Below are 11720 nucleotides of genomic sequence, written 5' to 3' on the forward strand. Positions count from 1 at the left end.
GAGCCACGGGCAAACTCGGCGCTAGTGCGCTCGGGGATGCGCGCCGGCCCACACCTCGCGCAGCGCGTGCACGGTCACCATGGTGTAAATCTGCGTGGTGGTCACCGAGGCGTGCCCGAGCAGTTCCTGCACGACGCGCACGTCGGCGCCGCCCTCGAGCAGGTGGGTGGCAAAGGAGTGCCGCAGCGTGTGCGGCGACACCGCGGCGGTCAGGCCGGCCCGGACCGCGGCATCCTGCAGCACCTGCCAGGCGCTCTGCCGGGACAGCCGGCCGCCGCGGGCGTTGAGGAAGATCGCCGGGGTGCCGCGGCCGCGGCTGGCCAACTCCGGGCGGGCGCGCACCAGGTAGTCCTGCAGCGCGGACACCGAGGGCCGGCCGACCGGGACCAGGCGCTGCTTGCCGCCCTTGCCGCGCAGCAGCACCGCGCGGGCCTGCAGGTCGATGTCGTCGACGTCCAGGCCGACGGCCTCCGAGATTCGGGCGCCGGTGGAGTACAGCAGTTCCAGCAGCGCCCGGTTGCGCAGCTGCAGCGGGCCGTCGGCCGCGCCGCCACCGGCGCCGTCGAGCAGCGCGAGCACCTCATCGAGGCTCAGCGCCTTGGGCAGCCGGCGGGCCGGGGTCGGTGGCTTGACCGCGCGGGCGACGTCGGCGTCGGTGATGCCCTCGGCGGCGGCGAACCGGTGCATGCCGCGGACCGCGATCAGCGCGCGGGCCGCCGACACCGCCGAGAGCGGTTTGCGGGCGGTGCCGCCGTCGGCCTCCTCGGCCGATTCACCCCGGCGCAGCGCGATCAGGAACTCGCTGACGTCGGTTTCGGTGACCGCCGCCAGGGTGTCGATGTCGCGGCGGTCCAGGAACTCCCGGTAGCGGCGCAGGTCGCGGCGATACGAGCTGAGCGTGTTGGCCGCCACACCGCGCTCGATGGTCAGGTGATCCAGGTAGCCCTGCAGTTGGCCGTCCAGCGCGCTGCTGCAGGTGGTCACCGGCGCTGCTCGCGCAGCCGGTCGGCCAGCCGGTGCGGGCGGTCGAGCCACGGCGCGTCCGGCTCGCGCGGGGTGGCCGCGCCGGTGGACACCGCGTGCGCGGCCAGGATCCCGGCCACCGCCAGCGCGTTGACGATCCGGCCGTCGAACACCATCGCGACCGCCTCGGCCAGCGGGAAGCGCCGCACCACCAGGTCGGCCTCCTCGTCGTGACCGGGCGGGCGGCCCACCTCGGTCAGGCCGGTGGCCAGGTAGATCCGCACGCTCTCGTCGGTGAAACCGGGGGTGGAGTCGGCGTCGACGAGCACCTGCCAGCGCTGCGCGCGCAGCCCGGCCTCCTCCTCGAGCTCGCGGGCCGCGGTCAGCGCCGGCGCCTCGCCGTCGAAGTCGAGCAGCCCGGCGGGCAGTTCCCAGAGCCGGCGGCCCAGTGCGTGCCGGTACTGGTAGACCAGCACCAGCTGCCCGTCGTCGTCGAGGGCGACGACGGCCACCGCGCCGAAGTGCTCCAGGATCTCCCGGCGCGCGCTGCCGCCGCCCGGCATGGCGACCTCATCGCGGCGCAGCGCGAAAATCTTTCCAACGAAAAGCGTTTCGCTGGAGAGAGTTTCGAACGCGTGCTCAGTCACGGGGGTCTGGCTCGGGGATCATCTCGTCAAGGTCACTGATGGCCACCCGGTCCAGGTGCTCCAGCGGCAGCCGCTCGGCGGCCTTGTAGTCGATGGCGGCCGCGATGAACGCCGCGAACAGCGGATGCGGGCGGGTGGGCCGGCTCTTGAGCTCCGGGTGCGCCTGGGTGCCGACCAGGAACGGATGCACCTCGGCCGGGTACTCGACGAACTCGACCAGATGCCCGTCCGGGGAGGTCCCGGAGAACACCAACCCGCTTTCGGCGATCCGGTCCCGGTAGGCGTTGTTCACCTCGTAGCGGTGCCGGTGCCGCTCGGAGACCTCGGTGGCGCCGTAGGCCGCGGCCACCACCGAGCCCTCGGTCAGCACCGCCGGGTAGGCGCCCAGCCGCATGGTGCCGCCGAGATCGGCATCGCCGGCGACGATCTCGCGCTGATCGGCCATGGTGGAGATCACCGGGTCGGGGGTGTCCGGATCGAACTCCTCGGAGCTGGCCCGGGTCACCCCGGCGGACCGGGCGGCCTCGATCACGATGCACTGCAGACCCAGGCACAGCCCCAGCAGCGGCACGCCGTGGGTGCGGGCGTAGCGCACCGCGCCGAGCTTGCCCTCGATGCCGCGGATGCCGAACCCGCCGGGGATCAGCACCCCGTGCACGTCGCCGAGTGCGGCGGCCGCGCCCGCGTCGGTCTCGCAGTCGTCGGAGGCCACCCAGCGCAGCTCGACGCGGGTGCGGTGTTTGAAGCCGCCGGCGCGCACCGCCTCGGCCACCGACAGGTAGGCGTCGGACAGGTCGATGTACTTGCCCACCAGGGCGATTCGGACGGTCTCGGTGGGCTCGTGCACCCGCTTGAGCAGGTCATCCCACTGGGTCCAGTTGACGTCGCGGAACGCCAGGTTGAGCCGGCGCACCACGTAGGCGTCGAGTTCCTCGCGGTGCAGCACCTTGGGGATGTCGTAGATCGATCGCGCGTCGGGGGTGGAGATGACGCCGTCGACGTCGACGTCGCACATCAGCGCGATCTTGTTCTTCAGCGGTTCGGGCACGTCCCGGTCGCAGCGCAGGATCAGTGCGTCCGGGGTGATGCCGATGCTGCGCAGCGCGGCGACCGAATGCTGGGTGGGCTTGGTCTTCAGCTCGCCGGAGGGCTTGAGGAACGGCACCAGCGAGACGTGCAGGAAGAACGAGTTGTCCCGGCCGACCTCGTGGCGCACCTGGCGGGCGGCCTCCAGGAACGGCAGCGATTCGATGTCGCCGACGGTGCCGCCGATCTCGGTGATCACCACGTCGGGCCGGTTGCCGTCGGCGTCCGGCTCGGCCATCACCATGATGCGCCGCTTGATCTCGTCGGTGATGTGCGGAATCACCTGGACGGTGTCGCCGTTGTAGTCGCCGCGGCGCTCCTTGGCGATCACCGTCGAATACACCTGACCGGTGGTCACGTTCGCCGAGCCGGACAGATCCCGGTCCAGGAAGCGCTCGTAGTGGCCGATGTCCAGGTCGGTTTCGGCGCCGTCCTCGGTGACGAACACCTCACCGTGCTGGAACGGGTTCATGGTGCCCGGATCCACGTTGAGATACGGGTCGAGCTTCTGCATGGTCACCGCCAGCCCGCGGGCCGTGAGCAGCCGGCCGAGGCTGCTGGCCGTCAGCCCCTTACCGAGCGATGACACCACCCCACCGCTGACAAAGATGTGTTTGGTGATGGTCTGCGGGTGCTTGCGAAACGATGGCAAGAACAACCTCCGTGGTCCCGGGAGCAGGGCTAGCTGGGCCTGCCGACCCACGGGAGTTCACCCTAACACCGACCCGGGCGTCGCGGCGATGGCGCGCCGCGACGCGCTACTGCGGAACAGTGACCGACGTCGCACCCTGGCCGACGCCGAACTGTCCGGTCGGGCCGCCGCCGATGAGTTCCTGCAGGCCGAGCACGGTGGTCAGCCGGCCGGCCTCGGTGTTGATGTCGTCGACGGTGCTGACCGCGGTGGCCAACCCCGGGGTCGATCGCACGACGGCGACCGCGCCGGTGCCACTGCCGCTGCCGTCCCGGCCGGCCAGCACGGTGCCCTGGCCGTGCGGGGCCAGCGCGGCGGCGAACCGGGCGACGGTGGAGCCCTTGTTACCGGCGTCGTCGCCGAGCGGGCCGCCGGTCACCACGATGGCGGTGTCCGCGGCGCCGAAGGTCTTGCCGGAAAAACCGATGAAGCCGGTGTCACGCAGCGCGGTGAGCACCACCTCGCGCTGCGCGTCGTCGACCCGCGGCGCCTCGGGGTTGCGGTCGATCAGCAGCGCGACGCCCAGCAGGTCGCCGGCCTGCGAGCCCTGGTCGACCAGGGTGGTCTGCAGCTGGGTGCCCGCCGGCAGCACCACCGAGGAGACCACCGAGGACAATTTCTCGGCGGAGTTGGCGTTGACGAACTCGTCGGTCAGCGCCAGCGTCGCGGTCACCGTGGCGCCGGCGGTGCCGACCACCCGGCGCACCGCCTCCAGATCGTCGTCGGCGGCGTCGGGGGTGCGGATGAGCACCACCGACTTGTCCCGCAGCGCATCACGGATGATCCGCGGCGCCATCTGGGTGTTGAAATCGTTTGCCGCCGTCAGCTTCTCGTTCAGCGCGTTCTGCTGCTCCTGCAGCTCGTTGATCTGCCCGTGCAGGTCGCGCTTCTCCGCGCGCAGCGAGGACAGCAGGGTGTCCGAGAGCACCCCGGAGCCGAGCACCACCCCGATGGCCAGCGCAAGGAACACCGCGGCGAGCGAAATTGCATGTGAGCGAAGCGAAATCACGACCTGACCCCTGACCCAGACTTACGGCGCTAGCTGACCAGGTGCTGGACCCACAGCGAGAAACGGTTCCAGTAGGTCACGAACCAGTCGATGACGACGGTGTCGGTGCGCGAGACCCACAGCGCCACGATGACCGCGACCAGCATCGCCAGCACCAGCATCGCCACCGCGCCGCCGGAGATCCGGCTGCGGTACAGGGTGGCCACCGCCTTGGCGTCGACGAGCTTCTCCCCCACCTTCAGCCGGGTCAGGAACGTCGAGGGGTTGGAGCGCTGCCGGGTGCGGTCGAAGAACTCCTCGATGCTCGCGGTGTGTCCGGCGGTGACGATCAGCGAGGCGCCGTGGTGGTCGGCCAGCAGCAGCGCCAGGTCGGCCGCCGAGCCGGCGGCCGGGAAGGTCATCGCGCCGACCCCGAGGTCCTGGATCCGCTCCAGGCCCGGGGCGTGGCCGTCGGCGTCGGCCGGAAGTACCACCTGCGCACCGCATTTGAGCACCTCGGCGCTGATCCGCTCGGGATCGCCGACGATCAGCTGCGGGCGGTAACCGGCCTTGCGCAGCACGTCGGCGCCGCCGCCGACGCCGATCAGCACCGGGTGGTACTCCTTGATGAACGGCTTCAGCGCGCGCAGGTCGTCGGCGGCGTCGAGTTCGTCGGAGACCACCACGACGTGCCTGCGGTACAGGTCGACGTCGATGTCGGGGATGCCGATGCCGTCGATCAGCAGCGGGCTCTCGCTGCGAATGAACTCGATGGTGTTGCCGGCGAACGCCTCCAGATGCTCGACCAGGCCGCTCTTGGCCTCGTGCATCCGCTCGGAGATCTCCTCGTCGTTGCGCTCCTGGCCGAGCACCAGCCGGCGGTCGCCGTGGTAGATGCCGCCGTTGTGCAGCCGGACCCGGGCGCCGTCCTTGACCTTCTTGAAGACCTCGGCGCCGGTGTCGTCGATCAGGGTGATGCCGTTGGTGACCAGCACCTCCGGCCCCAGGTTGGGGTAGCGCCCGGAGATCGACGAGGAGGCGTTGACCACCCCAGCGACCTGCGCGTCGACCAGGGCATCGGCGGTGACCCGATCCAAATCGAGGATGTCGAGCACCACGATGTCCCCGGGCTCCACCCGGCGCAGCAACCGGTCGACGTCACGATCGACGCGCGCCGTGCCGACCACACCTGGGCGTGAACCTGCATTCCGGGAGAGCAGCGCAGACATCTTCATGACGCCCGATTGTGTCGGTTCGGCACCAATTCATCGGGGAGGCGCGCCGTATCACACGCCACATAAGTCACATCGCGTCACATCTGCAACACGATCCGGCACGCCGGCCGGGGTTCTCAGCGCTCGGACTGCGCCGCCTCCAGCAGCTCCCGGGCGTGCGCCCGGCCGGTGTCGGAGTCGCTCAGCCCGGCGAGCATCCGGGCCAGCTCGGCGACCCGCTCCTCGGCGTCGAGCCGGCGCACCACGCTGGCCCCGCCGCCGGCCGCGGTGACCACCAGATGGGTGTCGGCGTAGGCCGCGACCTGCGGCAGGTGCGTGACGACGATGACCTGGTGGGTGCGGGCCAGCCGGGCCAGCCGGCGGCCGATCTGCACCGCCGCCCGGCCGCCGACGCCGGCGTCGACCTCGTCGAACACCATGGTGGTGCCGGCCGTCGACACCGCAAGCACCACCTCCAGGGCCAGCATCACCCGGGACAACTCGCCGCCGGAGGCGCTCTTGGCCAGCGGCAGCACGGTGTTGCCGCGGTGTGCGGTGAACCCGAACTCCACCAGGTCCACGCCGTCCGGGCCGGCCTGCACCGGCTCGCCCGAGGGCAGCGTCAGCGGCGCCGGATCGTCGGGCGCCGGGCCGAGCGCCGACACCGTGACGGTGAACTCGGCATCGGACATTGCCAGCCCGGACAGTTCCTCGGTGACCGCGACGGCCAGCCCGGTGGCGGCCCGGGTGCGGGCCTTGGTCAGCGCGACGGCGGCGGTGGCCAGCCGGGCACCGAGCTCACCGACCCGGCTGCGCAGCGCGGTCAGCGCCTCCTCGGACACGTCCATCCCGGCCAGCCGGCCGCGCGCGTCGGCGGCCCAGGCCAGCACCCCGTCGATGTCGGCGGCGTACTTGCGGGTCAGCGACCGCAGCTCGGCCTGCCGGGCCAGCTTGGTCTCCAGCGTCGAGTTGTCCGACGGCAGCCCGGCCAGATAGTCACCGATCTCCCGGCCCGCCTCCCCGACCACGGCCAGGGCCTCGCCGAGCTGGACGCCCAGGCCGGCCAGCACCGGCTCGTCGGTGCCCTCCAGCGCGGCCCGGGCCGTCGCGATCGCCGCGGCCGCCCCGGCCGGGCCCGGATCCTCGGGGTCCCCGGACAGCGCGGCGCGGGCGGTGGCGGCCGCCTCGCGCAGCGCGTCGAGTTCGGAGAGCCGGCGAATGTCGGCGACCAGGGCGTCGTCCTCGCCGGGCTCGGGTGCCACCGCGTCGATCTCGGTCAGCGCGAACCGCAGCCGGTCGGCCTCCTGCGCCAGCTCCCGGGCCTTGCCGGTGCGTTCGATCAGGTCCCGGCGGGCGGCCCGCCAGTCCGCCCGGGCCCGGCGGTAGCGGTCCAGCGGCGCGGCGGCCTCGGCGTAGCGGTCCAGCGCCGCGCGCTGCTGCTCCGGGCGCATCAGCCGCAACTGATCGTTCTGGCCGTGCAGGGTCAGCAGCTCGGTGGTGAAGCCGCCCAGGGTCTTGGCCGGCACGCTGCGGCCACCCAGCGCGGCCCGGGACGGCCCGTCCCGGTTGACCGAGCGCATCGCGATGATGCTGCCGTCGTCGTCGCGGTCGGCGCCGGCCTCGGCCAGCATCGCATCGACGCGGGCCGCCAGCGCGTCGTCCACCTCGACGGTGCTGAACCGGCCCTCCACCACCGCGCGGGTGGCGCCCGAGCGGACCCGGTCGGCGTCGGCGCGGGCCCCGCCGAGCAGGTGCAGCCCGGTCACCACCATCGTCTTGCCGGTGCCGGTCTCACCGGTCAGCACGGTCAGGCCGCGGTCGAACTCGGCGTCGGCGGCCTTGATGGCGCCGAGCGATTCGATGCGAATTTCGGCGAGCACGTTGCGTTGATCCCCTCGCTACTGACCGCGCCAGCCCGTCACCGGCAGCCGGAACTTGTGCACCAACCGGTCGGTGAACGGCGCGCTGTCGAGCCGCGCCCACTGCACCGAGGTGGCGCTGCGGGCGACCTCGAGCCGGGCGCCGGCGGGCACCACCATGGCGCGGTGCCCGTCGCAGAACACCACCGCATCGTGACCGCCCGCCTCGACCTCGATGGCGATGCCGGCCAGCGGGCTGGTCACCATCGGCCGGGCGAACAGCGCGTGGGCGTTGTTGGGCACCACCAGGATGGCCTCCAGATCCGGCCACAGCACCGGGCCGCCGGCGGAGAACGCGTAGGCGGTGGATCCGGTCGGGGTGGACACCAGCACCCCGTCGCAGCCGAACGTCGAGACCGGCCGGCCGTCGATCTCGACGACGACGCCGAGCACGCCGAGCCGGGAGCCCTTCTCCAGGCTGGCCTCGTTGAGCGCCCAGCCCCGGTCGATGACCGCACCGCGGTGCCGGACCGCGACGTCGAGGGTCATCCGGGACTCCACCCGGTAGTCGCGCCGAACGACGCGGGCCAGCACCGCGTCGATGGCGTCGGCCTCGGCCTCGGCCAGGAACCCGATCCGGCCGAGGTTGACCCCGAGCACCGGGATGCCGGCGGTGCGGGCCAGTTCGGCGGCCCGCAGGAAGGTGCCGTCGCCGCCGAGCACCAGCACCAGCTCGGCACCGGCGGCCGGATTGGGCTGCGCCTCGGTCGGCGCGGTGACGCTGCCGTCGACCACTCCCGGGGACAGCAGCCGCATTTCGATGCCGTGCTCGCCCAGCACCCTCTCAACGTGGCGGGCGACATCGGTGGCCGCCTCCCGGCCGGTGTGGACGACGAGCAGGACGCTGCGTTCGGTGGTCATAGAGCCTTCCCGGGCATCATTGCGGTCCCTCGGCGACGGCGGTCTCGACGGCGGATTCCAGCTCCGGGCCGGCCGGCAGCGCGTCGGGACCCGCGGCCTGCGCGTTGCGCAACCACAGAAAATACTCGACGTTGCCCGACGGCCCGGGCAGCGGTGAGGCGGTGACCGCCACGGTGCCCCAGCCCAGTTCGGCGGCGCGGGCCGCGACCGCGCGCACCGCGGCGGCCCGCAGCGCCGGATCGTGCACCACCCCGCCCGCCCCGACCTGCCCCTTGCCGACCTCGAACTGCGGCTTGACCATCGGCACGATGTCGGCGTGCGGTGCGGCGCAGCCGGTCAGTGCCGGCAGCACGGTGGCCAGCGAGATGAAGGACAGGTCGGCGACGATCAGGTCCACCGGACCGCCGATGGCCTCGGCGGTCAGGTCGCGAACGTTGGTGCGTTCCAGCACCGTCACCCGGTCATCGGAGCGCACCGGCCAGGCCAGCTGGCCGTAGCCGACGTCGGCGGCCACCACCTCGCGGGCGCCGCGGTCCAGCAGCACCTCGGAGAAGCCGCCGGTGCACGCCCCGGCGTCCAGGCAGCGCCGGCCGTCGACGGCGATGCCGAAGGCATCGAGCGCGCCGATCAGCTTGTGCGCGCCGCGCGAGACCCAGCTGCGTTCGCCGTCGATGACGGTCAGCGCGGCGCCGATCGGGATCGCGGTGGCCGGTTTGACCGCGGGCATGCCGTCGATGCGGACCCGCCCGGCGCCGATCAGTTCGGCGGCCTGCTGGCGGGACCGGGCCAGTCCCCGACGCACGAGTTCGGCGTCGACGCGGGCGCGTCGGGTCACACCGATCAACCCTTCTCGACCGATTCCAGGGCCGCGACCAGAAGTTCGTGGGCCGCCTCGAGCCGGCCGGCCAATTCGTCGATGTCGGCGTCGCTGGACTGCGCGGTGTCGACGTCGGGCAGCTCGGCCAACAGCTCGGCGACCTGCCCGCGAATCTGGTCCGGATCGGTACTCATGTCGGCACTAACGCTAGTCGATGACCCGAACCGGCCGTCAGGATGCCAGTGACCAGCGACGCAGCGCGGCCGCGGCCACCTCGTCGCCGGCCGCCACGGTGGCCGGCGCCCCGGCGTCGGCGGCCGCCCACAGCGCGTGGGCAACCACCCGCACCGCGGCCAGACCGTCCGGGTCGGGTTGCCCGCCGGCCAACAGGGTGACGGTGTCGCCGTCGCGCTCGGTCCGCCAGCCCGGCTGCGGGCCGATCTTGGCCTGCTCGACCGGGCCGCGGAGCCCACGCAGATCGTGGGCCAGGTAGTCGGGGCGCTCGGCCGGGATCGCGGACACCAGCTGCATCGGGTCGAGCACCCCGGTCAGCACCGCGAGGCTGGGCAGGCCGGCGGCGTTGGCGCCGGCGATGTCGGTGTTGAGCCGGTCGCCGACCACCAGCGGCGCGGCGAAATCACCGCGGCGCAGGGCCGCCCGCATCAGGCCGGGGTCGGGCTTGCCGGCCACCAGCGGGTCGGCGCCGGTCGCCGCGGCGAGCGCCGCCACCAGCGCGCCGTTGCCGGGCAGCAGCCCGCGGTCCGACGGCAGGGTCAGATCGGTGTTGGTCGCGACCCAGCGCGCACCGGCCCCGATCGCCAGGGCGGCCTCGGCCAGGTCGGCCCAGCAGATGTCGGCGGAATACCCCTGCACGACGGCGACCGGGCCGTCGTCGAAGCCGCGGACCGCGGTGAGGCCGACGGCGGCAATCTCGCCGGCCAGGGCCGCGCTGCCGACGACCAGCACCCGGGCCCCGCCGGGCAATTGGTCGGCCAGCAGCGTCGCGGCGGCCTGCGCGCTGGTGACGACGTCGGCGGGGTCGGCGTGAAAGCCCATCGAGGCCAGGTGCGCGGCGACCTGGCCGGCGTTGCGGGAGGCGTTGTTGGTCACCCACAGCGAACGGGCCGGGAAATCCGCCAGCGTATCGCACGCGCCCGGGGTGGGCAGATGACCGCAGAACACGGTGCCGTCGAGATCCAGCAGCAAGCAGTCGAAGACGTCGGCGAAGGTGCGCACCTCAGGACAGCTCGCTGATCCGGTCCTCGGCGTCGGTGAGGCCATCGACGTCGGCGCGCGCGGCGTTGAGGAACCACTGCAGCGCCTCGGCGGTGCGGTCCAGGGCCAGCAGGGTGTCGGCGTAGGCGTAGTTCAGCCGGGCGGCGGTCGAGCCGACGGCGGCCGGGTCCGGCTGCGGCGAGCCGAGCACGGCCAGGGCCTGCTCGAGCTGGCCCAGGTCCGCGCGGGCGCCGGCGACCACGATCCGCAGCTCGTCGGCGTCCTCGCCGGTCAGCTCGGCGGCCTCCGGGCTGCGGGACAGCTCGATGGCCTTCTCCGGCCGGCCGACGCCGCGTTCACAGTCGGCGATCAGCGGCAGCAGCATGGATTTGCTGCCCATTCGCCGGGCGGCGCGGAACTCGGCGAGGGCCTGGTTCCAGTCACCGCAGTGGTAGGCGGCGATCCCGACGGCCTCCCGGATCGCGGCGATCCGGCCGGACCGGGTGCGTGCGGCCTGGGCGTGCGCCAGCGCGGCCTCGGGGTCCTCGTCGAGCAGGTTGCCCGCGGCCACCAGATGCCGGGCGATGGTGTCGGCGGTGGACTTGCTCAGGGTGCTCAGTTCCCGACGGACCTCCGGCGCGAGCTGGCCGGCCTCGATCTCCGCCGGGATCCGCGGACCGTCGGCCTGTCCGTCCTGCTCGGGGCGGGGGCCGCGGGCACCGCCGTCGCCGGGACGGCCGGCACGCGCCGGTCCCCGGCCGCGCTGACCGCCGCGGTCCCGCTGCGGGCCACGGTCGCGTTGCGGGCCGCGGTCGCGCTGAAAGCCGGCGCCCTGGCCGGCCCGTCGCGGTGCACCGTCGCGGGCCGGGCGCCGATCGCCGCCCTGGCTGTTCTCGCCCATCAGCGCCCTTTCGATAAAACCAGTTGGGGAAACCCCGACGTCAAGGATACGGGGCACGGGTATCCCCGGACAAAACGCCCGGAATCCACCGCCCCGATCGCACGGCATTTCCGCTGCACATTCGCATCCGAATTTCCGGTTGAATACCCTGGGAATTACAAAACCCCCCGATTACTCGGGGGGTTTTGTGTGTTCGGCGGTGTCCTACTTTTCCACCCTGTTGGGCAGTATCATCGGCGCTGGCAGGCTTAGCTTCCGGGTTCGGGATGGGACCGGGCGTTTCCCTGCCGCTGTGGCCGCCGTAACTCTATTCACTTTTCCGGTGACCCCTGGTGTGGGGGTGGCGCGAACCCTGGGTGGGTTGCTGCCGGCCCCCTAGGTGTCCCCGGTGTGGGCTGTTTTTGGTGGGGGGTGTGGT

General features: G+C 72.6%; 11 protein-coding genes and 1 rRNA gene. All 12 read right to left on the bottom strand.

All coding sequences use genetic code 11. From position 1 onward, the window contains the following. Positions 1-21 precede the first annotated feature (21 nt). Positions 22-984, bottom strand: coding sequence for a site-specific tyrosine recombinase XerD (xerD, locus tag G6N10_RS05065; protein ID WP_085097478.1), 963 nt, complete (start codon positions 982-984; stop codon positions 22-24). Beyond that, positions 981-1610, bottom strand: coding sequence for an NUDIX domain-containing protein (locus G6N10_RS05070; protein WP_085097476.1), 630 nt, complete (start codon positions 1608-1610; stop codon positions 981-983). Before G6N10_RS05070 ends, xerD begins: the two co-directional genes overlap by 4 nt. Continuing rightward, the gene (locus G6N10_RS05075; RefSeq protein WP_085097473.1) at positions 1603-3348 is read right to left on the bottom strand and encodes a CTP synthase; all 1746 of its coding nucleotides are present in this window, start codon (positions 3346-3348) and stop codon (positions 1603-1605) included. The genes G6N10_RS05070 and G6N10_RS05075 overlap by 8 nt, the downstream gene beginning before the upstream one ends. Positions 3349-3454: 106 nt before the next feature. Beyond that, a complete protein-coding gene (locus G6N10_RS05080; protein ID WP_085097470.1) occupies positions 3455-4396 on the bottom strand; it encodes a copper transporter in 942 nt (313 codons plus the stop codon). A 29-nt stretch (positions 4397-4425) separates the two neighbouring features. Next, positions 4426-5610: a putative cytokinetic ring protein SteA gene (gene steA, locus G6N10_RS05085; protein WP_085097467.1), complete on the bottom strand. Its 1185-nt coding sequence runs from the start codon at positions 5608-5610 to the stop codon at positions 4426-4428. 116 nt (positions 5611-5726) lie between these two features. Continuing rightward, complete coding sequence (gene recN / locus G6N10_RS05090) at positions 5727-7469, bottom strand: DNA repair protein RecN (protein ID WP_085097464.1); 1743 nt, start codon at positions 7467-7469, stop codon at positions 5727-5729. A gap of 18 nt (positions 7470-7487) precedes the next feature. Then, the gene (locus G6N10_RS05095; RefSeq protein WP_085097461.1) at positions 7488-8369 is read right to left on the bottom strand and encodes an NAD kinase; all 882 of its coding nucleotides are present in this window, start codon (positions 8367-8369) and stop codon (positions 7488-7490) included. Positions 8370-8385: 16 nt separating this feature from the next. Next, positions 8386-9204, bottom strand: coding sequence for a TlyA family RNA methyltransferase (locus G6N10_RS05100; RefSeq protein WP_085097534.1), 819 nt, complete (start codon positions 9202-9204; stop codon positions 8386-8388). A 5-nt stretch (positions 9205-9209) separates the two neighbouring features. Beyond that, complete coding sequence (locus G6N10_RS20015; RefSeq protein WP_165757674.1) at positions 9210-9380, bottom strand: hypothetical protein; 171 nt, start codon at positions 9378-9380, stop codon at positions 9210-9212. A gap of 37 nt (positions 9381-9417) precedes the next feature. Further along, positions 9418-10422 carry an HAD-IIA family hydrolase gene (locus G6N10_RS05105; RefSeq protein ID WP_179962814.1) on the bottom strand — a complete coding sequence of 335 codons (1005 nt, stop codon included), beginning with the start codon at positions 10420-10422 and terminating at the stop codon, positions 9418-9420. Position 10423: 1 nt separating this feature from the next. Next, a complete protein-coding gene (locus tag G6N10_RS05110) occupies positions 10424-11302 on the bottom strand; it encodes a tetratricopeptide repeat protein (RefSeq protein WP_085097455.1) in 879 nt (292 codons plus the stop codon). 191 nt (positions 11303-11493) lie between these two features. Continuing rightward, positions 11494-11606: ribosomal RNA gene (gene rrf / locus G6N10_RS05115) — 5S ribosomal RNA — on the bottom strand. Positions 11607-11720: the final 114 nt, after the last annotated feature.

Source organism: Mycolicibacterium fallax, from assembly GCF_010726955.1.
GTDB lineage: Bacteria > Actinomycetota > Actinomycetes > Mycobacteriales > Mycobacteriaceae > Mycobacterium > Mycobacterium fallax.

Bases quoted from the DNA above. Each gene is read 5' to 3' on its own strand.
- G6N10_RS20015 (WP_165757674.1), bottom strand. From the start codon at position 9,380: ATGAGTACCGATCCGGACCAGATTCGCGGGCAGGTCGCCGAGCTGTTG.
- G6N10_RS05095 (WP_085097461.1), bottom strand. From the start codon at position 8,369: ATGACCACCGAACGCAGCGTCCTGCTCGTCGTCCACACCGGCCGGGAG.
- G6N10_RS05110 (WP_085097455.1), bottom strand. From the start codon at position 11,302: ATGGGCGAGAACAGCCAGGGCGGCGATCGGCGCCCGGCCCGCGACGGT.
- steA (WP_085097467.1), bottom strand. From the start codon at position 5,610: ATGAAGATGTCTGCGCTGCTCTCCCGGAATGCAGGTTCACGCCCAGGT.